Source organism: Aminipila sp., assembly GCF_032051575.1.
Classification (GTDB): Bacteria; Bacillota; Clostridia; order Peptostreptococcales; family Anaerovoracaceae; genus Aminipila.
Genome location: NZ_DAMBYD010000006.1, coordinates 19,061 through 43,070 on the forward strand (window position 1 = coordinate 19,061; position 24,010 = coordinate 43,070).

12 protein-coding genes and 1 riboswitch are annotated in these 24,010 nt (G+C 38.9%); of the genes, 2 read left to right on the top strand and 10 right to left on the bottom strand.

Annotated features, from left to right (window positions below; all coding sequences use genetic code 11):
- Positions 1-70: 70 nt before the first annotated feature.
- From RTW14_RS09300 to RTW14_RS09330, 7 genes are all read right to left on the bottom strand, one after another.
- Complete coding sequence (locus tag RTW14_RS09300; protein WP_312649938.1) at positions 71-1,918, bottom strand: ABC transporter ATP-binding protein; 1,848 nt, start codon at positions 1,916-1,918, stop codon at positions 71-73.
- Complete coding sequence (locus RTW14_RS09305; RefSeq protein WP_312649941.1) at positions 1,915-3,675, bottom strand: ABC transporter ATP-binding protein; 1,761 nt, start codon at positions 3,673-3,675, stop codon at positions 1,915-1,917. The genes RTW14_RS09300 and RTW14_RS09305 overlap by 4 nt, the downstream gene beginning before the upstream one ends.
- A 113-nt stretch (positions 3,676-3,788) precedes the next feature.
- The gene (locus tag RTW14_RS09310) at positions 3,789-4,226 is read right to left on the bottom strand and encodes a MarR family winged helix-turn-helix transcriptional regulator (RefSeq protein WP_312649944.1); all 438 of its coding nucleotides are present in this window, start codon (positions 4,224-4,226) and stop codon (positions 3,789-3,791) included.
- A gap of 89 nt (positions 4,227-4,315) precedes the next feature.
- Positions 4,316-6,745 (bottom strand): DNA ligase D, encoded by a 2,430-nt coding sequence (ligD, locus tag RTW14_RS09315; RefSeq protein ID WP_331654427.1) that lies wholly within the window; start codon positions 6,743-6,745, stop codon positions 4,316-4,318.
- Between the two features lie 17 nt (positions 6,746-6,762).
- The gene (gene ku / locus RTW14_RS09320) at positions 6,763-7,536 is read right to left on the bottom strand and encodes a non-homologous end joining protein Ku (RefSeq protein WP_312649952.1); all 774 of its coding nucleotides are present in this window, start codon (positions 7,534-7,536) and stop codon (positions 6,763-6,765) included.
- Between the two features lie 77 nt (positions 7,537-7,613).
- Positions 7,614-8,141 (bottom strand): putative immunity protein, encoded by a 528-nt coding sequence (locus tag RTW14_RS09325; protein ID WP_312649955.1) that lies wholly within the window; start codon positions 8,139-8,141, stop codon positions 7,614-7,616.
- Between the two features lie 120 nt (positions 8,142-8,261).
- A complete protein-coding gene (locus RTW14_RS09330; RefSeq protein WP_312649958.1) occupies positions 8,262-8,903 on the bottom strand; it encodes a lactate utilization protein in 642 nt (213 codons plus the stop codon).
- 185 nt (positions 8,904-9,088) lie between these two features.
- Between RTW14_RS09330 and RTW14_RS09335 the strand changes: the two genes are divergently transcribed.
- Positions 9,089-9,463 (top strand): EGFR-like transmembrane domain-containing protein, encoded by a 375-nt coding sequence (locus tag RTW14_RS09335; protein WP_312649962.1) that lies wholly within the window; start codon positions 9,089-9,091, stop codon positions 9,461-9,463.
- Positions 9,464-9,580: 117 nt separating this feature from the next.
- On the opposite strand, the gene RTW14_RS09340 is transcribed toward RTW14_RS09335, so the two are convergent.
- From RTW14_RS09340 to RTW14_RS09350, 3 genes are all read right to left on the bottom strand, one after another.
- Positions 9,581-17,203, bottom strand: a complete 7,623-nt coding sequence (locus tag RTW14_RS09340; RefSeq protein WP_312649965.1) for an immunoglobulin-like domain-containing protein — start codon at positions 17,201-17,203, stop codon at positions 9,581-9,583.
- 242 nt (positions 17,204-17,445) lie between these two features.
- Positions 17,446-17,646, bottom strand: a riboswitch (cobalamin riboswitch).
- Positions 17,647-17,773: 127 nt separating this feature from the next.
- Positions 17,774-19,243 (bottom strand): FAD-binding oxidoreductase, encoded by a 1,470-nt coding sequence (locus RTW14_RS09345; RefSeq protein ID WP_312649970.1) that lies wholly within the window; start codon positions 19,241-19,243, stop codon positions 17,774-17,776.
- A 138-nt stretch (positions 19,244-19,381) separates the two neighbouring features.
- Positions 19,382-21,979: a cation-translocating P-type ATPase gene (locus RTW14_RS09350; protein ID WP_312649973.1), complete on the bottom strand. Its 2,598-nt coding sequence runs from the start codon at positions 21,977-21,979 to the stop codon at positions 19,382-19,384.
- A gap of 368 nt (positions 21,980-22,347) precedes the next feature.
- Between RTW14_RS09350 and RTW14_RS09355 the strand changes: the two genes are divergently transcribed.
- On the top strand, positions 22,348-23,898 hold the full coding sequence (locus RTW14_RS09355; RefSeq protein ID WP_312649976.1) for a 4-hydroxyphenylacetate 3-hydroxylase family protein: 1,551 nt from the start codon (positions 22,348-22,350) through the stop codon (positions 23,896-23,898).
- Positions 23,899-24,010: the final 112 nt, after the last annotated feature.

Here is a 24,010-nt window from a genome sequence, read left to right on the forward strand (position 1 = left end):
ACTCAAATCAAAAGACCTCCTTCTGCAGAAAATATGAATTTTCTATCGCCTAAGGAGGTCTTTTAATTATTTATGCTGCAGGCTCAAATTGACTGTTATAAAGCTCTGCATAGAATCCACCCCGAGCAAGCAACCCTTTGTGATTACCGCTTTCAATGATATCGCCATCTTTCATCACCAGAATCAAGTCAGCATTCTTAATAGTGGAAAGCCTGTGGGCAATGACAAAGGAAGTTCTGCCGACTGTCAGCTGATCCATTGCAGATTGAACAATACGCTCTGTACGGGTATCAACTGAACTGGTTGCTTCATCTAAAATTAGCAGCGGTGCATTCTGTATCATTGCCCGGGCAATGGTAATAAGCTGTTTTTGTCCTTCTGACAAACTGGCCTTATCATTTAATACAGTATCGTATCCCTCTGGCAAGGTTTTGATGAAATGATGCAAACCAACAGTTTTGCAGGCTTTGACTACCTGTTCTTCTGTGATGCCCTGCTTACTGTAAATAATATTCTCCTTTATAGTGCCTTCAAACAGCCAAGAATCTTGTAAAACCATACAGAATTGTTGGTGGACATTCTCCCGTGGTACCTGGCTGATTGGCATTCCATCCAGCAGTATTTCACCGCCATCTAATTCGTAAAACCGCATTAACAGATTCATAATGGTGGTTTTCCCTGCACCAGTTGGGCCAACAATAGCAACCTTCTGTCCTGGTTTTATTTTTGCTGAGAAATCTTCAATTATAGTTTTTTCCGGTACATATCCAAATTTGACATGTTTAAATTCCACCTCACCTTTAATATTCTGTAACGCTTTCATCTTCTGGCTCTCATTGTCCATTTCAACTTCTTCTAAAAACTCAAATACCCGTTCTCCCGCAGCGGCTGTCCGCTGCAGATTGTTTGCGGCTTGAGCCATTTGAGAAAGAGGCTGGGTAAACAGACGGATGTACATCATAAATGCCACAATCACACCAAATGAGATGGTGCCTTTCATGGCCAGTACCGCACCGACTACACAGACAGCCACATATCCGAAGTTTCCGATAAATTGCATCATAGGCATCATCAGTCCGGATAGAAATTGTGATTTCCAGGCACTGTCATATAGACCTTCATTAATTTCTTCAAAGCTCTTCTTTGCATCCTTGCTTCCGTTATATGCCTTAACAATATTGTGTCCGGAATAAATTTCCTCAATGTATCCGTTAACATTTCCAAGTCCCTTTTGCTGTGCAGAAAAATATTTCTGGGATTTCTTCATAATGACTATCATAAGAGTAAAACCAATTACACTTGCAAAAACTGCAGTCAGGGCCAGAATCCAATTGGTATAAAACATCATGATAAAAGACCCTATAAACATGGTGACAGAGGTAACCAGTGTTCCTATACTTTGATTCATAGTCTGTCCAATTGCGTCCACATCGTTAGTGACGCGGCTCAACACATCCCCGTAACTTGTTTTATCAAAATATCCTAGAGGCAGACGGTTTATTTTCTGTGATATATCGGTACGCATGGTTTTGGAAATTTTTTGCGTAACTGTAGCCATAATAAAGCTCTGGGTAAAATTCAGCAAGGTAGCACTGGCATAGAAAAATACCAGCAGTATTGCTATATGAACTACCACATCCATATTGATTACCCCTGTAATCATCTGGCCGTTTATCAATGCAGGCAGTCCTTTCGTAATTTCATTGGTCATATCTTTCAGTTTATCTGGACCAATGATTTGCAGCACTGTACCTGCAGCTGCTGTCAATAAAGCAAATATCATGATTGGAAGATATCCTTTGCAATACTTAATCAATTTCCCCCATGTTCCCTTGAAATCCTGGGACTTTTCCACAGTGGTTCCCATTCCCTGCGGGCCTCCCATGGGCCCTTGTCTTCTTTGTATATTCTCACTCATGATACAAGTTCCTCCTCACTAAGCTGTGACATCGCTATTTCTTTATACACCTGACATGTTGCTAGCAGCTCCTTGTGGGTACCCTTACCCACCATTCTTCCTTCATCCAAAACAATGATTTGATCTGCATCCATAATGGTACCGATTCGCTGCGCCACAATCAGACTGGTTATTCCAGCTGTTTCTTTCTTAAGGGCACTTCGCAGCACACGGTCTGTTTTGTAATCCAATGCAGAAAAGCTGTCATCAAAAATATAGATTTCCGGATTTCGACAGACTGCACGGGCAATAGCCAGCCTTTGTTTCTGTCCGCCGGATACATTAGTGCCTCCCTGTGAAATATCTGACTGATACCCGCTGTCCATTGCTTCCACAAAATCTGTTCCCTGAGCGATAGACACCGCTTTTTTTATTTGTTCTGCACTGGCACTCTCTTTACCATTTTCACCATAAGCAACATTGGAACTTACACTACCACGAAATAAAACTGCCTTCTGAGGGACATAACCGATTTTACTATACAAGGATTCTCCTTCATAATCTTTTACATTTACCCCGTCAATCAACACCTGACCATCTGTAGCGTCAAAGAAACGTGGAATCAGATTGATTAAGGTACTCTTGCCGCTGCCTGTGGATCCAATAAAGGCTATGGTTTCTCCCTTCTTCACAGAAAAGCTCACATCTTGCAACACATATTCCGCAGCATCAGGATATTTAAAACTGACATTTTTAAATTCCACTTCACCTGCAAGGCCCGGTTTTCCTTCTGTTAGGTTCCCTGCAACAATAGTGGGCTTTGTATCCAGCACTTCATTAATACGCTTAGCCGATACGGTAGCCCTTGGCATCAATATGAAAAGCATAACAAGCATCATGAAGGACATGATTACCTGCACTGCATAAGCAGAGAATACCACCATATTGGAAAAAATGGACAGTTTATCCATAGCCTGGGCATTCTGAATCAGGTATGCTCCAATCCAATAGATTGCCAGAGACAAGCCACTCATAATCATGCTCATCATAGGCATCATTACAGCCATACCACGGCTGGTGAAAAGCTGTGTCTTCGTCAATTCTGCATTAGCCTGTTCAAATTTTTCTTCCTGATAAGCTTCTGCATTGTAGGCACGAACTACTCTCAGACCCGTCAGGTTCTCCCTAGTTACCTGATTTAAATTGTCGGTGAGTGTCTGCATCCTTTTGAATTTTGGCAGGACAAAAATCATGATAAAAGCAATTATAACAACCATAATCAGTACCGCGGCTCCTGTGGCCATGGACCATTCCACGCCTTTTCCCGCAATTTTGGTAAGGGCCCAGACGGACAGAATAGGTGCCTTAATAATCATCTGCAATCCCATGGTAACTAACATTTGAATCTGTGTGATATCATTGGTAGAACGTGTAATCAGGCTGGATGTGGAAAAACGGTTAATTTCTTCCATGGAGAAAGAATCCACTTTATAAAATAACATACTGCGCAGCCGTTGAGAAAATGAAGCAGCGATACGAGCAGCGAAAAATCCTACTATAACCGCCGAAACAACACTTCCAAGCGCACAGAGCAGCATATAGAGCCCTTGCTCCCATATGTCACCCATGGCACTGCCGGGGGTCTGTACCAGCCGGGTTATATCCGACATATAATCTGGCATCTTTAAATCCAGCCAAACCTGTATAACAATAAATACAAGACTGATAGCAGCCTGAGCCCATTCTTTTAATTTAAGATATTTGAAAATTTTAAGCATATAAACCTCCCAGTAAAATTAGCATTATTTAACATCGTTTGTTACTAACAGTATTAGTAATTCAAGCATTTTTTTGCGGCCATTGTTATGACCGCTATTTTAAAACTATCTTTTTATTTCTCATTTTCCAAGATTTCAGGGACTCTTTTAGCAAGTTTTGCCATAATGCGTACAAGTTCTTTAGCATCATTGTCCCCCAGGGATTCCAGCATACGGGTAGTAGTAGTAACTGCTGTTTGTCTGTGCCTTTCCGCCAGTTCTTTCCCAGACGGAGTCAAATCAACTAAAATTCTTCTGCGATCATCCACGTCGATTTGACGGGTAATGAGCCCTTTTTTGTCTAGGCTATTTAGTGTTGCAGCAATACGGGCAGAGCTGATACTCATCTCCGTACTAATCTCACTTGGCAAAACACATCTTCCTTTTCGAGCAATATATATAATCACAAAGGTTTCACCACGCATAATTCCATCAATTCTTTTTTGATGGTGGCATTTTTGAAACTGATGCATGTATTGAAGAAACTCTTCAACAAGCTCAGCATAATCCATAATTTCACTTCCTTCCACACAAAGTAACCTAACACTATTATTATGCTAACAGTGTTAGGTTATTTTGTCAAGAAGTAAATTATATATTTTTATTTAAGCCTCTGGTCATTTTGAAAAAAATCCTTCCAAGGGTCATTTTCGTTTATTCTAATAAGTGCATCTGCCATATGAATACCGTCTGGTGCCACTATATCAAGCTCATCCCAGGAAATGGGCATGGACACTCTGGCGCCCCTCCTTGCCCTTATGGAATAAGGGGCTATACTTGTGGCACCTCTGCCATTTCGAATCCAGTCAATGAAAATTTTGCCTGAACGTTTTGCTTTTCTCACATTACTGGTGTAACGGTCCGGCCACTTTTGTTCCATGACTTCGGCAACGCCCTTTGCAAAATCATGAAAAGCATCCCAGGTTACCACTGGTTTTAAAGGTACGACTATATGATACCCTTTTCCGCCACTGGTCTTTAGATATGAATTCAGTGAAAGCTCATCAAGAATACTTTTGATATCACGCACACCCTGACGTATCCGGCTCAACTCCATTCCTTCATCTGGATCCAAATCAAATACCATCACGTCGGGCTTTTCAAGTTCCTGGACTCGGCTTCCCCAAGTATGAAATTCCAATGTACCCATTTGTACTTCACTGATGAGCCCTGAAACACCCTCAATGTAGAAATAGTCTTCGGTTTCACCGTCACTGTTAGTAATAGGAATGGTTATGACCCCTTTGCTTTCTGAACCCGGATGCTTCTTATAAAAGCACGTCTGTGATACTCCCTTTGGACAGCGAACAATACTTAGAACTCGGTGATTTACATAGGGCAGCATACGATTTGAAACCTTTGCATAATACTGAACCACATCTGCCTTTGTTATCACCGGGTCATCAAATATGACCTTATCTGGGTTCGAAATTTTTATTCCTTCAATAATAATACCATTTGTATTTACTTCCATAGGTTTTTCCGCCTTTGTCTCCGGTAATTCAACTTGTTGTTCTTCTTCAGTTTTTTCTCTTTTTATGTCTTTCGGATTTTTATCTGTTCGAAGGCCTTTAAAACTTGCCTGCCTTAACAGATTTTCTTTAGTCCACTCAGCAAACTTTATTTCTGCTACCAATGAAGGTTCAAGCCATGTAATTTTTTCAGTTGTTCTTGGTTCAGGTGCAATTTTAAAAGCTGAGTCCGTTCGCTTTAAGTTTTCAAACTTTTTCTCGAATATTTTCATATCATTCCCGCTCATACCTGTGCCTGCACGTCCGGCGTAAACCAATTCCTCACCTTCATAAACCCCAAGTAGAAGGGAGCTTATCCCCATTGTTTTCTTATCAGAAAGAGTATATCCTCCGATGACAAACTCTTGTCTTTTATCACATTTCAGTTTAATCCAGTCACCATTTCTTGTTCCGCTGTAAACAGAATCTGCCTTTTTCCCCACAATTCCTTCCATACCTGTCTCACAAGCTGCAGCAAAGCTTTCCTCTCCCTTACCTCTGATATAACGGCTGTAGTAGAGTTTTTGGGGTGCATTCTTCATCAAAGTTTCAAGGATTTGCTTTCTGTCAATTAAAGGACATCCCCTAAGATCTTTACCATCCAACGCAAGAATATCAAAAACAACGTAGATTAGATTTTTACTAGCTGTATTTTTAGTATAATTTTGTAAAGCCTGAAAATCCGTCTTTCCAGATGAGTCGGTGATTACCATTTCTCCGTCCAGAATCATAGCCCTTCCAACAGAAAAATCAATAAGTGAATCCGCAACCTCATGAAACTGTCTCACATAATCATTACCATTTCTAGTCATAAGCCGGGCATTATTACCTTCCACAAATGCCATGATTCGATAACCGTCATATTTCAGTTCATAGAGCCAGTCTTCACCATCAGGAATTTTATTTACCAGCTTGGCCAGCTGTACATCGGCTTTATTGAAAGGATTTCTTACGACTTTTTCTTCTTCCCCTTTTTCAATTTCTTCCATAGTACGTCCAGTTCGGATACTTGTTGTAAATTGGGACACACCATCATCCATTTTAGCATGCTCATCCTTTTCCTTTAGCATAAGCCAGTTGTCTGATTTTTCGTCAGATTTTGATTTCCACCGAACCAGTGCCCACTTTCCTCTTAAGCGTTTTCCATTTAGCTCAAATTTGAGTTCACCTTTTCGGAGCCCTTCTTCTACATTTCCATAGGGTTCCCAGAAACCTTCATCCCAAAGCATGACCACACCACCGCCGTATTCCCCCTTGGGAATAGTACCTTCAAAGTTCCTGTATTCCAATGGATGATCCTCCACCTTTACAGCAAGCCTCTTATCATGAATATTATAAGTAGGGCCTTTGGGCACCGCCCAGCTCAAAAGCACTCCCATCCATTCCAAACGCAAATCATAATGGTCATTCCGGGCCATATGGTGCTGAACCACAAATTTAAGGTGATCTTCAGAGTCTTGTGTTTTCCCTTCTGGTTCAAAAGTCCTCTCAAAATTTCTTTTTTTATTATATTCGTACAAATTTTCCACCATAAAAATTATGCCATTTCTTTCTGTTGTTTTGCTTTCTCCACACTGGCTTTAAGGGCATCCATCAGGTCAATGACTTTACCTGCACTGTCAGGTTCTACCGCAACAATCTCCTTACCAGAAATCTTCGTCTCAATGAGAACACGGAGTCTCTCCTGATATTCATCCTTATATTGGGAAGGATCAAAAGGCGTATCCATAGAATCTATGAGCATTTTTGCCATATTTAGTTCCTGCTCAGATACTTCAGGCTTAATATACTGTTTTTGAAGTTCTTTAATGTCATCGGCGTAGAACATAGTAGAAATGAGAATACCATCTTCCCTGGGAATAATTGCCATCAGCGTGTCCTTGGTACCCATAACCGTTTTGCCTATAGCCACCTTCTGCTGAGCCATCAATGCACTGCGAAGCAGCTCGAAAGCTTTTTCCCCTCCTGTCTCTGGTACTGCCTGATATGTTTTTTCATAATAAACGGGGGAAATCTGGTTTAGCTGTGCAAAATGCAGAATTTGAATAGATTTCTCTTTTTCTGTTTTAATCTTTTCAATCTCATCTTCTGTGACAACTACATACTTGTCCTTATCATACTCGAATCCTTTGACAATATCTCCTGAAGTAATCTCTTTACCACAGTGAGCACAGGTCTTCTTGTAACGGATTCGGCTGCTATCTTCCTTATGCAGCTGATTAAAATGAATGTCATGATCCTGAGTAGTTGTTTGCATTGCAATAGGTATGGCAACCATGCCAAAAGTAATTACCGATTTACGTGATATCATAATAGAAACACCTCCATGGTGTATTGTTTCCAACTAAATTGTAAGTATTCACCTTAGCATAACTCTACGGTTTACTTTCAACATTTCCATGTGATTTTAGCCGGGTTTGGTTCATTTTCCACTGCAAGGGCATTCAGAGCATCCCACATTCGTCTGCATTCGTCCGCAGCACATTGCTCCAGCCGTCCCCAGGGAGCACTGGTTCCAAGAGTATCATATGCAACTGCTAATGCTCCATACAGTGCTAGCCCCATACAATGACCTGCAGAATGAATAGTAGACGCAGATTGTCCGATTGCCCTGGCAGCAGCTTGTGCCGCAGGATTTTCTTCAGCTTCCCGGGCGGCTCCATGGCACTGGAGAATGGCTGTTTTAGCCTGGGGCAGTTTTATTTCTCCTGCTAACCACTCACGGGCTGCATTTATTGCATTTTGTGGACGCAAGTCATCTGGATAGTATTTGCTGAACAAGGGCACTAAAATTTGCTCTGAATAATCAAGTGCCCAAGTTACAAGTGTAACCTTACTTTGTGTTTCAATTATTTTTACAATTGACTGAATATATGGTGTGTCCCAGTCACTCAGCATTTTTCGTGTTTTTGGCATACTTTTCCTTCCTATACTAACAACTTTTATAGCTTGTCTCATATATACTTACTGCTAGCATGCATATCCTATTCTCATATAATATTCCTTCCAACGTTCTGTATACAGAATTTACATTCATTAATACCCTAAAGCTTTTGCCACGATAATAACCTTTATTCTGTCTTTTACAAATTGTCCTGTTATGGTGACAAAATCATTACATATTCTTTCTGGGCTTTTACAGTCTACACAACGCCCTAATTTCGTACATGGTGTATCCTTGTTTAGCCTCTTGGCATCAATTGGAGCGGCATAATTTCTTACTCTTTTTTCAGCTTCTTCTTTATCTTGAACCAACTTATTTATACCAGCAACAATGATAACTTGTTTCGGCCCATATATCATTGGAGCTACTCTGCTTCCATTTCCATCTATATTATATAATTGTCCATCCTCTGTTAATGCATTCGTGCTGCATAAGAAGGTGTCAGCAGAAAAGTTTTGTATATAGATGCTCTTCTTTTCCTCACTAGTAATCCCTTCTCGATACTTATCTAAAAAAGTATAATTTCCATTGCGTAAGAAATCCAATACACCAGTTTCCAAAAGCGTCATGGAATCCCCTACTCCTACAACAGATTTTTCCTCAATAAGTTCTTTAATAACTTGAAGTAACTCGTCCTCATCCTCTACATAGATACCTTTCATATTATTTCTTTGCAACGCATTGAGAGCTTTTTCAACTTGTTTATCAATAAACCAAGAAATGTTTTTATCCATTATTTTTCCTCTTACTTAATCTTTATATTCTTTATATTTTACATCTTAGCACAAAAAAACATCAAGAACAACCGTTCTTGATGTATCTAATTTGCTGCGCTGTATATTAGTCGAATCCTACCCCTATACATTTTAATCAATTTGCTGTAAAATATATATATAAGTTTATAAAAGGAGTATACAATATGCACATAACAACATGGATTATAATTTTAGTAGTCTTAATCTTAGCGATTATAGGTCTTATATTCTACTTACGTTTCAGAAGAAAAAAACTTTATCAAATGTTTGAGCAAGTTTTTGAATCATCTAAACAAGCACCCAAACAAAAGAAACATAACTTTATTCTTTTTATGTTTAAAGAAAGTATTATTTCTTCAAAAAACAAGAATGCTAATCCTCAAAGCAGGATTAATAACCCAAAATTCTTAGAGTTGCAACTCATCCAAATGGGGAGCATTCTAAAAGACCCATCAAAAGTAACAGATAAGAATATGAAGCGAGCACTTCAAATGTATGATGCGTACTTTCAGTGGGAAAAGTCAAAGTTTAAACAATAAATATCGGCTGTCAAGACAAATTGGCAGCCCTTTTTCTATCTTGCATTGTACACTGTAAAAGACCTCCTTTTGCAAGAAACATTTATATATGTTATTCCTGCAAAGGAGGTCTTTTTATTACTTAACTTCTATGAAGTTTTTTATCATCTGCGCGATTTCTGCTCTTGTTGCGTTTCCTTTTGGATCAAGGACATTGTTTCCTTTTCCCTTCATAATTTTTTTATCTAACGTCCATGTTACAGCTTCTTTAGCCCATGTCGATACCTTTTCAGAATCAGTCATATTTTCTATTGCTGCTTTGTTTACTTCCATATTTAATTTCTTAAATTTAGCATAGTTATAAAGCATTACTGCAACTTGCTCACGGGTAACATTTCCTGTAGGCACAAATAAATTCTGGTTCATGCCTTTTACAATTTCTTTTTCTGATGTCCAAATAACAGAAGATCCATACCATGCATCTTTCTTAACATCTGCAAATGAGCTTTCTGCCTTTGCCGTCTGTTTTCCTTCTGCATTGTAAATAATCGTTGCCAGCATAGCTCTTGTCGTGTTATCATCTGGCTTAAATGATGTGGCACTTACTCCGTTCATCAGGTTATTTTTTACTACATAATCTACTGCTTCAGTATACCATGCCCCTGCTTTCACATCCGTGAATTTTAACGGTTCTTCATAACCTACTGCATAATAGGAGAAATGGCTTGTTGTAAATTCAACATTTCCACTGTTGTATTTTGCATCAAATAGTTTTTCCATTGTTCCATCCTGATTGATATAGTATACAACAATACCTTCTGGTTTTTCATTTGCCTGAAGCTTATATGGAATAGAAATAGTGATTTTTCCTGCAAATTGAGAAACTTTATCGTTTCCAGAATGCATTGTAAAATCAAATACAGGCCTGTTACCTATCTTTTGTTCTATTTTGTCTTTTATATCCTTAGAAATCTTCTCGTCCTTCATAATGGATTTTTGTAAATCCGCTTTTTCAGCGGATACCTTTATATCTCCCTTGATATTTTCTGCAATATTTTTCAAGGTTTCTCTATCCATACTGATGTTTGCAAGAGGCGTATTCACCATTACTGCATCCACATTTTTATTTAATTCTGTAACGGATACTTTAGGAATAGTTGTTTCTACTTTTGTGGCTTTGTCATCCGCCTTTACTTCTATAGACACTTTTTTAATCAGATTCGTTTTGCTTTCTGCTGCCTTTTTCAGCATATCTTTTATGGCAGAAGAAATATCCTTATCGGATATAGTTGCAGCAGCTGTTCCATTTCTATCTATCTTGGCTTCCGCTACCACTCTTCCTACAGAGGTACCTTTTTTTTCTTCTGTAATCTTTACGGATTTACTTCCCCCCATAGCTTCTATAGCGCCTGGGTCCTTTGTCCAATCATTTGTATAATACCATACTAGTTTATCTCCATTGGCAAGTGTGTAATCTTTCAGTCCCACATTCGGCACTTTTTCGTTTACCTTGTATAGCCATCCGGAATCAGGTCCATTGGTAAATTCAGCTAAAGTTTTACCCTCTTTATTGGTGATGGATGAAACATAGTTTCTGTTTGCTCCTACATAAGTAAATCCTGCATCATTTAAAACCTTCACAAAAGCATGATATACTTTTGCATCTTTTTTCAAAGTAACTGAAGTTGTTGGAATCCAGGTGCCCTTATCGGCTTTCATGGCAAAGGAAACCGTTATTTCCTTACCCTCTTCCGGTTTTATTTCTGGCTCGTCTGGTTCTCCTGCAATGGTTCCATTAGCATAGGCTACAGTTTTAGCTGTTTTACTGAAGTCGTAAACGTTGTATGCTTTACCTGTATCCAACACATTAAGTACAGATATTAATCCAAGCAGCCCTTGAGATGTAGACAAATCATTGTAATCTTTATCCTGCTTATGACTAAAACCTTTGCTGTCCTTTGTTTTGTATAAAAGCATTCCGTCAAGGAGACTTTTTTCATTTTTTATAAATCGATTGTCATTTGCTGGATTAATTCCCATTTGTGCCAATGTTATAATTGCCATAGCATCAGAATTGGAATTTCCGTAGCTTCCGTAGTCACCCTGCATAGCAGATAGTTTTTCAATTGCTGAATCCAGAGCTTTCTTTACGTCAGTTCTGTCATAATATGGTGTCAGCCCCTGCATCATCATTGCTGGGTAATCTATGCCAATAGTCCAGTTTGCATCCAGATTTAACTGCTCTATCAAGAATTTTATATGAGCACTTTCCTGCTGTTCTGTAGAGTAGTCACCCTGCCTGAAAGCAGATAATACATAAGGAGCTATCGTTCTATACGCTTTCTTCTGATCATTATTCATGCTATCAATATTAATATTCTTTAGCTTATCCACAGCGCTGAATTTTGTATGGTTTACAGTCCAAAGTTCTGTTGGATTATAGCCCAGAGCACTTAAACCGTTTATAGCATTTGCCTGAATGTTGGCATTCTTTACTGCTTCTGAATCGCCTTTTACAGACATAGCAATCATTTTATTTATAAATGCCTGTTTTGCTTCCTTTGAAAGCATATTTCTTGTATCTGGCTGATAGTTTTTATAAGCCTCCATTCCTACTGCATTCCAAAACTTCCCGCTATCTATTCTTCCCCACCAGGAGGCATCTTTACCTGCATAGCCTGCAGTAATAGCGTTCATAAATGCAAGTATTCCGGCTTTAACTTTTCCATCTGGATCTGCAAGAACTGTTACGTCAAAATCCTTGCTGACACTGATATTATCTTTGAAAAGTGTTACTTTCAGCTGGCCCACAGCGTTTTGTGTTCCTGTGGGACGAGAAACCTTAGCACTCAGTCCGTTGACGGTTATAGCAGAATTACTACTAGACCAAGTAACACGAATACCACTATCCTTATATGCACTATTTTTATCAAACTCATATAGGTGTAAGTCATCCATTACTGCAGCTAGATCTGCTGATTTTTGACTATCTTTACCATCTTTATAAGCTGTTATTTTTTCACTTCCAATTGTGGCAAGAGCTTCATTTAGCGTACTTGTTATAGCCGCGTTCTCTTCCTCTGTAAGTGGATTAACCTGAACTACAATTGGCTCCAGGTTCATGTTTTCAGGCATAGGTCCAGGAGGCAATATGCCCCTCTTTGATTTTTCTTCCGTATAATAAGAGAACATAGGCGTTAACTTTACAGTTGTTTTTACAGTAGGTCTTATGATTTCTGCCTTATAAACTGCGTTTAGATCGTTCTGATCTACAATGCTTTCACTTGGAATTTTAATGATTTCTGGATGATCTGATACCCACTCTGCGATAATTTCTGTCTCGTTATATTTTTCATCCATATCCAGTTCATTTGGAAGTAAAAGCGCCCATTTAATATCGTCTTTTGTATCATTTTCTCCCTTTATCTTTTCAAAAGTTAAACCTTTCGCAACCTCCTCCATATATTCTTTTTTATTCTTCATGTGAGCTGGAACTTTTACATCAACCGTATGATTCTGCGTTTGATTTCCAACAGTTAATTTAAATACAGCCTGTCCGGTTACTTCAGTATTACCATATGTGATTTTGCCGTCAGCATCAACAGCACTGTTGGAAGAGCTTTCAAGAGTTACTTTAATCTCCGGGTTGTCTATAATGGCTACGGCTTTTGTAATCAGAATTGTATCCAGTTCATTTGAATTAATCAGATACATCTTGCTTTCCAGATCAAGTCCATCATATTCAACTGGAGCAAGTGCCTCAGTTGTCAGCTTTGCTTTTGCTTCGTTCAGACTTTTCTCAGCTTCATCATTTGTCAGTGCAGAAACGTTTACAGTAAAGTCTTTGCTTTCGCTCACACTACCACAGGATATAACTGCCCTTAGCTTAACCGTGTGATTCTGTGAATCTCTGATAATTTGTCCCTTATTTGTTATAACGGAAGAAGTATCTGACTCCCATTTAATCAGGGTTTTTCCACTTGCTCCCTGAGAAGCTAACCCTAGAATTTCTGAAGAGGTTGTCCCATCCGTATTTAGACCATCTATCGCCAGAACATTCTTATCCTGTTCCACCAACTCACGCATCTCTGCTTCCGTCATTGCACCAGACACCGTGACTTTACACCATGCAGGTTGCATATCTTTGCCATCACAAGTGTGGTCAGACATGATAAAGAAAGTTCCATTTTCTATAAATTTAAGAGTAAAGCTGCCGTCAACATCGCTTTTTACCATAGCCACAATATTATCACCAGACAACTTGCCATCTTTGTCCATCACACCTACCTGTACATCATCAGCAGGGGTTGCTTTTGTTTCTTTATATCCCTTTGCCTTCATTAAATTCAAAGTCAGAGAACCGTCCGTTGTAATTATATCAGAAACGAAGTTGCCATCCTTGTAAAAATTAGCTACAGGATCTCCATTATTATCTTTGTAACAAAAGACATGTACCACATCATTGTCTTTTAGTTTCGCTGAATTAGCATAGTCTGCACTATATACACCATTGATGTAATGACCAAAAAAGGTATTTGTTACATCATGTTGAAAAAGCTTGGTCAAAACCCCATCCATATAGTTTTGAGCTGAATCGGATGTAAATGCATCCCCATACTTTTGCTTATGAGCCATAACTGCCGCATCTAAAACGGTAGGGTTCGTTGATGGACTTCCTATACCAAACTTGGCTGCATAACCTGCCTCTACTTTCATTGGAACTGGCTGCACCTCAAAATTTCCATCATAAGAAAAAGCAAAATTGATATCCGCACTGGTACCGTAAGGATCTGGTTCCCCGCCTGTACCTTTTACCGTATAAGTAGCACTTACCTCATTTTTATAAAAATCCTTGAAAGCTTTGTAGGCTTCTTGATCTTCTGAAGCGGCATTTTTTGCAGCTCCATATTTTGCCCAATATTTCCCAAGCTCTGAGTGTGTAAGCCATGCAGTTATGGTTATCTGCTTGTCTTCTGGTACCTTCCCAATCAGCTGAAGCATTTCATTGGAAATCGTATTTTCCTGACTGGATTTAAAGGTACGATATCCTCCGCTGTACACCATCATTGGATCGTACCCCGGGTATTCATCGGCAATCAGACCAATTGCAGAAGTACTAATATTGTTACTGAATACTGGCTTGCCATCCTTTAATGTAACATTACGGAATGGAGCAAGATTTTCGGTTATATTATCTGCCGTATTCTTCGTACCATTCAATAGGGCTGTGGCATAATCGTCTTTTGCCTTACCCATCAGTTCTGTTGCATCCGCAATGGCTTTGTCCAGTTCCTTCTGCTCCCATGGGGCAATCTGGAAAGTAAGTTTTTTACTGGCGCTGATACTTTTGTCACTGACTTTAGTCATACTTACTGTTACGTTGACCGTTGCTGGGCTTTGGCCTGGCAGCGGGCGGTATACATTGATTCTAGGATATCCTGAATCAGCATATTTTGAATCGGAAATGGTAGCAGTAAAATCATAATTTCGCCGTGTACTGCTCTCAGAGTTAGGATCTGTAATCTTTGAATCAAACTCCAGTCCCGATTCGGCATCAAACCAGTCTCTAGAATGCTTTAGTATCATCACATCACTACTGACCGGACCTATGATTTTTTTGCCTGTAGAAACCAGAGTCAGGCACCCTTCAGTATAATGTTTATCCAGCATTGCCTGCATTTTTCCCTGTTCAGATAGAGATTTACCATCCCCCTTCACTTTCAGTATAATGGTTTTTGTGCCAGTGATGCCTAGTGCTTTTGTACTCTCAGCAGAAACCGTAAGAACAACTTCCCTATCCTCTGCCTGATGCTTGACTGTTGCCACAATCGGATTGTCACTACCAAGCTCTCCTTTGGCAATTTGTACTACACCGGTATCACTGCTGCTCCACGTGAGATTTGCAAGCAAATTGTTTTTTGTATCACGTTTACGCACGGGTAAGCTTAATGAATCCGTAACAGCTTGTTGATCTGAATTATTCTGCTTTATACTTTCCCAATCAATTGTATACAGCACCGCTTTATTCAGCCAATCTTTCACTTGACCTTCATCCCAATCCAGTCGTGCTTTTACTGTAATCTCTTTACTGACATTCCCTTTAGAGAGAGTCAGCTTAATGTCATTAATAAAAACGAAGGCTGTACTGTAACCCAGTGTTGACGGGTCCTGATAAAAATATGTAAGTTCTCCATTTGCCCCTATACTTCCCACATCCGCTCTTGCAGGTGTACCCGGATTTATTAGTTTTACATTAACCCCTGTAATGTTCTTCTTTTCCAAAGTACTATTTATAAAAGTAATAAAATTTGTATCTGTACCATTCTTTGGAATCATGTTATTAGATAAAATCTGAATAGCTTTATCTACAGTTTCTTTATCCTGGCTGTCACTTCCGGCTGCTACTGTAAAAACAAAATCTTTTATTTTCTCTATTCCATTCTTAGATACGGTAGCCGTCAGAGTAACTTTTGTATCTGCATCAGGAGGATTAATAACACCATCATGGGAAATAATTGCTTCATTTCCTGACTTCCATGAAATGGCTGTACCATTGATTCCAGTGGATGGAAGGGTGAGATTAATCTTTACTGGATTTGAAGTATCCATAGTCAAAGCGTCCACTGCTGCTGCCACTGCATCCTCGTCACTCATGGCTGGCTGCTGCCACTGATGAACAGGATATTCTCCTTCAACCGCTATGAACTTAGATTCCTGTGGAGAATTTGCCCCATTAATCAACATAACAAAGTCTGCCGTTTTCATGTCTGCAGCAGTCTTAACTTCATTAGTACCTGAAATTGAAGCTGTACCTCCAAAGCCTTTTTCTGCTGAACCCTCCAACCAGTAGCAATCACTAACTTTAGTAGAGATACCATCTGGATATCCAGCCAGTGCACCCACATTACTGCTTCCTTTAACACTTCCAACATTGTAACTATTATGCAAGCTGGAAGGATAGATTTTAGCTATGTAACCTAAAAGTCCTCCCACATGAGAACCTGAAGCACTAATATTTCCACTATTATAACAGTAACTGACATCAGCAAATTTAGCGTTTCCAATGATACCACCTGCCATCATTTTTCCTGACACAGATCCTACATTGAGAGAGCCTAATATCTTAACCTTGTTATTGGCATTACCCTCTGTGCCGCCTACAAGCCCGCCTACAGTTGTTCCGTCCTTTGCACTCACAGCAGCATAATTGGCACAATTCACAATCTGACTGCCACCATTGGCACATCCAACAACTCCTCCGCTGTATGTAGCTCTGTCAGCATTGGTGGTAATTTTCCCTTTTACTGTGAGATTTTTTACAATACCTCCAGAACCCAGGTTTCCAAAAAAGCCAAGGTATTTTCCTTCATAATTGATATAGATGCCGCTAACAGTGTGACCCTTCCCATCAAAGGCTCCAGTATAGGGCTTTTGACTATCAACGCCTGTACCAATTGGTGTCCAAGGGCGGCTTTCCCCACCCATATTAATATCAGCACCCAGAACGGCACATAGTTTCAGATTTTTATTGGCCTCCTCTGCAAACCATGCCAGCTCATCGGCAGTCTTTATGACATAAGGGTTTTCATTACTCCCGTCACCTGCTGAAGGTTCACTAGTGTTACCAGAGCTGCCCGTTGTGACTTCATCTGCATACACATTTATGTTACCGGCTTCTGGTATACAAAAACCTGTAAAAATTATGGCAATGGTTAATATAATCACTAGCGCTTTTTTTACTTTATTCATTTCAAAAAACATTGCTTCCTCTTCTCCTTCTATTATTCTTATCTATATCATCGCATAATGCGTTATATTTTTTAGATTAGATAAAACCCGTATTCTCCCGAAAAAGTAAAGCACCAGCCACACAACTATATTTTGAGCACAAAAAAACTGTAGTAAAAAAATACTACAGTCCGTTTTTGCTGCAAATAAAAAAACCATGTATCACATCTAAATATGTACATATTAAATCAGTATAGCCGATTTCCCGCGGAATACTACTTTATTCATTTTATGCAGGTCTTCTGGCTCACGTATCATCACTTTTCTAACCTTCCCAAGATTCTCTCAGTGGTATTTTAGAAAAATTCCTCGTTTACAGCGGCGGGACCGCGCAGGTCTCTCACCTGCTTCCCTCTTAGCCATCCTAATTTATAAGTTAAACAAATTAAAACAGAACATAAAATGATTTATTAAATTATTTTCCAATTTATATCTACTTATAGGTTACCATTAAATAGGGTTAGTGTCAACAGCGTAGCGACTGCTTATGACTGCAAATATACAAGTAGTTTCAGTACCCCATTTTTACAAATCCATTTGATATTATCTTTCCTTCTTTGATACATATCGGAATCCTCTATGGCTCATACCATCTGGTTGGTTTATCATACCTTCATCATCCTTCATTAATAAGTTTGATATAGGTGATTTTGAACGGTTATGGCAACTTGCTTTAATACCTTGTGGAAATGTAAAAACATTTAACGGATCATATTTTCTTTTTATTTGTGTTAATTCATTTACATGATTCCCATAGTATTCTTCTAAATAATTTGGAAGCTTTCCATAAGGAAAGTTCACGTATGAGCCTGTAGTGACTGCTTCAAGATATGGAAATTGATTACTGATCCACTTCCTGTTTTTACTTGCATATTTACGTTCTTCCCATATAGACTCCAGCCAAATGATAAAATGTGCCTTGCGATAGAAAAAAGCTGTATCATCTCTTCCGACCTCTGCAACTCTACCCCCAAGTGCATACATTGAAATACCAGCAAATACAGACCCTTGAGGGCGCGCTTTGATTAATCCTACAATTTCTGATATTTCATTACAATTAAAGTATCTTAGAACAAAACGGCTTACGGATTGAAATTTTTCTGAGGAAGGATATACACTACCAATAATGGTAACCGCTTCCAGAAAAGTAACATACTCAATATTGTATTCTGCCCCTTCAAGTGCAAGGAAATCAGCCATCATTCGCTTTGCATCTTTCGGTTCACCATAGAATATCCCTCTTACCAGCATAGCCAAGCCATCACTGACAGAGTTATAGATTCTGGAAATCAACGTAATTCTATTATCGGCAGTTCTAAGCCATTTCTGCCAAATATGAAGAAATTCTTCTTGCTCTTCTGAAGTGACATTTTGATAATCTATTTCGATAAGGGTAACTTTATTAACTCGTGGAGGAAGTTTGAAGGTCATCGATACAATGACACCAAAGTTTCCGCCACCTGCCCCACGGCAAGCCCAAAAAAGATCGGAATTATTTATGCGGTCTGCTTCAATAATTGCCCCTTCATAATTTACCATTTCTATTTTCTCCAAGCTATCACAACCCAGCCCAAGATAGCGGCAGGAAAGTCCCCAGCCTCCACCCAGAGAATATCCGCTTACTCCAACGGATGGGCAGGTGCCACCTGGAAAAGGATATTTCTTTGAGGATACATATCCATATACCTGCTTGTTGGTTACCCCACTCTCAACATATAACTTTTTTTTACATTCATCAATCCTCATATGGTTCATTTCGCTTATATCAATAACTAAAGTACAATCTCCATTTGAATATCCTTCGTAATTATGACCTCCACTACGTATGCGAATCCGTACACAATGTTTCCTCGACCAAATCACTGCATTTGATACATCCCGTTTATTCTTACAATATACTATAATTAAGGGATATTGCTGTATTGCTCTGTTAAAGCCTTGTCTGGCTTCACTATATATAGGCTCAAATGGCGTAACAATGCATCCTGTCAAACCATATAAAAAGTCATTCATAAATATGCCTCCAAATTTTTAAATAATAAAATAAGCACAGTCATTCAGCTTATTCTATTATATGAAGCCACATTGTCCGCTGTTAAATTTCAGCGCCACCTAAATTCTGCATACGGACACAATTATTTTGACCCAGCTCTATCTTTTAATAATTCTTTTTACAGCTTGTACTACTACCAGAGGAACAAATGCTAGTATTCCAATAATTGCCATTTGATTCCCTGTCAAATCTGCCACTTCGAATAATTTATGCAACGGCTCTAGTACCAGTACAGCTGATAACAGGAGTGTACCAGCAAAGAAAGCCATGAAACTAAACTTATTCATAAAGAATGTTTTAAGGCTTAGCGGTGCATCAGTGCGGCAGTTGAAACCATGCACTAAGCGGGCTAAACTTAGAGTTGCAAAAGCCATGGTCATCCCAGTTTCATGTCCAGCTGCTTCGGTGCCAATATGATAGGCTGTCATGGTCACTATGGCTATCACAATACCTTGTAGTAAAACTTCAATTGCAAATCTTCGGTCCATTATAGGTTTTGATACATCACGCGGCTTGTCTTTCATCAATTCACCGTGTGCAGGTTCAACACCAATTGCTATAGCCGGAAGACTATCCGTTAATAAATTTATAAATAATAGATGTACCGGTGCAAATGGTGCCGGTAACCCCGATAAAGAAGCATACAGAACAGCAATAATACCCGCTGTATTACCAGATAGAAGAAATTTCACAGCATTTTTTATATTACCGTAAATACTTCTGCCATTGTTGATTGCCTTTACAATCGTTGCAAACCGGTCATCAGTTAATACCATACTTGCCGCATCCTTGGACACTTCCGTTCCGGTAATTCCCATAGCCACACCTACATCGGCTTTTTTCAAAGCTGGCGCATCATTTACCCCATCCCCGGTCATGGCAACAACATTACCTAATGCCTGCCATGCAGAAACAATTCTTATTTTATGTTCTGGAGAAACACGGGCATATACTGCAACATGAGGTACCAGTGCTTCTAACTCTTCATCACTTAAATCCTCTATATCTGCCCCTTCAATGACCTGATCATCTTTTGAAAGAATACCAATTTGACGAGCAATTGCTGCTGCCGTAATTTTATGGTCACCTGTAATCATGACTGGTTTGATGCCCGCCTGAATACAATCTGCAACAGCCTGTGCCGAGTCTTCACGGGGTGGATCCATCATTGAAATAATACCAAGCAAAATTAAGTTATACTCGTCTTGCATTTCAAGATTTTCACCATTCATTTCTTTCCAAGCAAATGCAAGAACTCTCAATCCTGAATTGGATAATTCAAAATTAACTTTTTCATATGCTTGAATATCTTCCTCCTGAATCGGACGAACTCCTTCCGCCGTTTCAATATGTGTTGCTCTTCGCAAAATAACATCCAAAGCCCCTTTAGTAAAGGCAACTGGTATGTCATCCAATTCGTGATGTGTGGTCATTAACTTGCGGTCACTGTCAAAAGGCAGCTCAGAAATCCTTGGGAATTGACTTCTTACAATCAATTCATCCCTGTCATATTTTTCAGCAAAATCAAGAAGTGCGATTTCTGTGGGATCTCCAATACTCTTATCTTCCGATGTAACTGCATCACTACACAGTAGCCCAGCCAAAATCAGTTTATCTGTCAACGGATCTTCAATATTTGCCTCGCTTGCATTCACCAGTGTGTGATCTAAATAAATTTGTTGTACTGTCATCTTGTTTTGTGTCAATGTTCCTGTTTTATCTGAACAAATAACAGAAATACTACCCAAACTTTCAACAGAATGCAGTTTGCGTATAATCGCATTTTCCGAAGCAAGTTTTCTGGTTCCTAACGCAAGAACAATTGTCACAATAGAACTCAGTGCTTCAGGTATAGCTGCAACAGCCAAAGAAATCGCAAACATCAATGCATCCATTACAGGACTTTGTCTATATAGGCTTAGTGCAAAAACCAGTACTGTGATGGCTAATATCAAAATAGCCAGTTTTTTACCAAAGGCATCTAAACTCTGTTGCAATGGTGTAGCTTTTTCCTTTGCAGAAGCAATAAGCCCTGCGATTTTACCAATTTCAGTATCTTTTCCTACCGAAGTCACCACCGCCAGGCCACGTCCATAAGTAACGTAACTACTGGAAAATACTCGGTTAATCTGGTCTCCCAGCGCTGTCTTCTCACTATCTAAAGGCTGAGTATATTTTTCTACACTCAGTGATTCACCTGTTAGGGCACTTTCATTAGTTTGCAGGCTGAAACTTTCAATAACTCTGCAGTCGGCAGATACATAATCTCCTGCATCCAGAACCAGTAAATCCCCAACTACAACTTCTGCGGATGGAATTTCAATTTTCTCACCATTACGTATAACTTTAGCCTTTGGCGATGAAAGCGTTTTCAAGCTTTTTAGTGACTGCTCTGCCTTAATGTGTTGAACAGTCCCCAACACTGCATTAAGAATTAACACGGCTATGATAACCATAGTACTCTCAAATTTTCCCATGGCAGCAGATATAAGTGCCGCAGCTATAAGGATAATTACTAGAAAATCTTTAAATTGGCTAAAAAACACAATGATTGGTGGAACAGACTTCTCCTCTGGCAACTTATTTTCCCCAAACTGCTCCTTATTTTGGGCTATTTGTTGCCGATTCAATCCGTCTTTCCCTGTTTTAAGATCATTTAGGACTTCTTCAACTGACATCAACTCGTATTTCTTCATGATACATCTCCTTATACTTTTTTCGAATTATAGGCATAAAAAAATCGACTGAACTAACGTCCAATCGAGTCTCACTAAATACGCATGTATCTCGGCCACCGGGAATTATCCGTAATGACGACGACCGAACCATATTGGCAAGTTACTCCCTCGCGATTTTTTTTAATTATAACATTTACCAATCACTTAGTCAACTTTTAATTCTCTTGTCTGGCTTCACTATATAAAATCCCTTTGTCAAAACAAATAATAAAACTTTTAAAATTCCTGCCTTTTAGTATAACAAAATGATATTAACAAATAATAACTATAAATGAATTCAATATTAAGAATAAGTGTGAGTATATTAGAAAGGAAAAAATATTGTTATGACAATGAAAACCGGAAAAGAATATATCGATAGCCTGCGAAAATTAGATTTGAACGTATACATGTTTGGAGAAAAGGTAAAAAATCCTGTGGATCACCCTATTATTAAACCTTCATTAAATGCGGTTGCACTAACTTATGATTTAGCGCTAGATCCTCTTTATGAAGATTTAATGACAACCAAATCTCACCTTACTGGAGAAAAAATTAATCGTTTTAATCATATATTTCAAAGCAAAGAAGACTTAGTTACAAAAGTTAAAAGACAAAGAATGCTGGGACAGAAAACAGGTTCCTGTTTTCAACGCTGTGTAGGACAAGATGCTTTTAATGCCGTTTACAGTACGGCTTATGAAGTTGACAAAAATCATTCCACCCACTATTTGGATAATTTTATAAAGTTCTTAAATTATGTTCAGGAGGAAGATTTGATTGTTGATGGAGCGATGACTGATACGAAAGGAGACCGTAGTTTATCACCAGGCCAACAGATTGATCCTGATCTTTATATGCATGTTGTTGAGAGATCAGAAGATGGTGTATATGTTACTGGTTGTAAAGCACACCAAACAGGTGTGGTAAATTCTCATGAAATACTTTGTATGCCTACCATGGCTATGAAGCCTGAAGATAAAGATTATTCCATTTGTTTTTCAGTTCCTACAGACACAAAAGGAATTACCATTATTTATGGTCGTCAATCCTCTGACACAAGAAAAATGGAAGAAAGTGATATTGATGTAGGAAACAGTCAATTTGGCGGGCATGAAGCAATTGTTGTTTTTGATCACGTATTTGTTCCCAATGACCGCATTTTCTTAAATGGTGAAACAGAGTTTAGTGGCATGTTGGTAGAACGCTTTGGCGGGCACCATAGAGCAAGCTATGCTTGTAAAGTTGGTGTAGGTGATGTACTCATTGGAGCCAGTGCACTGTCTGCAGATTATAGCGGCACAGCAAAGGCTTCTCATATCAAAGATAAGTTGATTGAAATGACTCAATTAAATGAAACAATTTATTCCTCTGCATTAGCTTGCGCCTATGAGGGTTCCCCTACCCCTTCCGGTGCTTACCTGATTGATCTGATGTTAGCGAATGTATGTAAGCAAAATGTTACTCGATTCCCTTATGAGATGGGGCGACTTGCTCAAGATATCGCTGGAGGTATTATGGTATCTCAACCTTCAGCAATGGATTTAAACAGTAAGGAAATTGGACATTATGTGAATAAATATTTACGCGGAGTGAACTCCATATGTACAGAAAATCGTATGAGAGTTTTACGTTTGATTGAAAATCTTACTTTGGGAACAGGTGCTGTAGGATATTTAACGGAATCTATGCATGGAGCCGGCTCCCCTCAAGCACAAAGAATTATGATTTCAAGATTAGGTAATTTTGATCATAAAAAACAATTAGCTAAAAACATCGCAAAAATAGATGATGAAAAAAATGTACAATGCGTTACAGAAAATAAAGAATCAAAAGATAAAACAGAACAAAAGAGTAAAACTAAAAAACAGGAAGATAAAAGAAAAAAAATGAATTAAACTATTCATTTAAAGGAAAAGAGTGAGTAGAGCTAAAACCTACTCACTCTTTCATGTTCTTTTTGTCAGCAGTACATATGCAAAACAATAAAGAGAAGAAATGCAAATATCT

Coding starts and splice junctions, on each gene's coding strand:
- RTW14_RS09355 (WP_312649976.1), top strand. CDS start 22,348: ATGACAATGAAAACCGGAAAAGAATATATCGATAGCCTGCGAAAATTA.
- RTW14_RS09345 (WP_312649970.1), bottom strand. CDS start 19,243: ATGAATGACTTTTTATATGGTTTGACAGGATGCATTGTTACGCCATTT.
- RTW14_RS09335 (WP_312649962.1), top strand. CDS start 9,089: ATGCACATAACAACATGGATTATAATTTTAGTAGTCTTAATCTTAGCG.
- RTW14_RS09300 (WP_312649938.1), bottom strand. CDS start 1,918: ATGAGTGAGAATATACAAAGAAGACAAGGGCCCATGGGAGGCCCGCAG.
- ku (WP_312649952.1), bottom strand. CDS start 7,536: ATGATATCACGTAAATCGGTAATTACTTTTGGCATGGTTGCCATACCT.
- RTW14_RS09340 (WP_312649965.1), bottom strand. CDS start 17,203: ATGTTTTTTGAAATGAATAAAGTAAAAAAAGCGCTAGTGATTATATTA.
- RTW14_RS09305 (WP_312649941.1), bottom strand. CDS start 3,675: ATGCTTAAAATTTTCAAATATCTTAAATTAAAAGAATGGGCTCAGGCT.
- RTW14_RS09350 (WP_312649973.1), bottom strand. CDS start 21,979: ATGAAGAAATACGAGTTGATGTCAGTTGAAGAAGTCCTAAATGATCTT.
- RTW14_RS09310 (WP_312649944.1), bottom strand. CDS start 4,226: ATGGATTATGCTGAGCTTGTTGAAGAGTTTCTTCAATACATGCATCAG.
- RTW14_RS09330 (WP_312649958.1), bottom strand. CDS start 8,903: ATGGATAAAAACATTTCTTGGTTTATTGATAAACAAGTTGAAAAAGCT.
- RTW14_RS09325 (WP_312649955.1), bottom strand. CDS start 8,141: ATGCCAAAAACACGAAAAATGCTGAGTGACTGGGACACACCATATATT.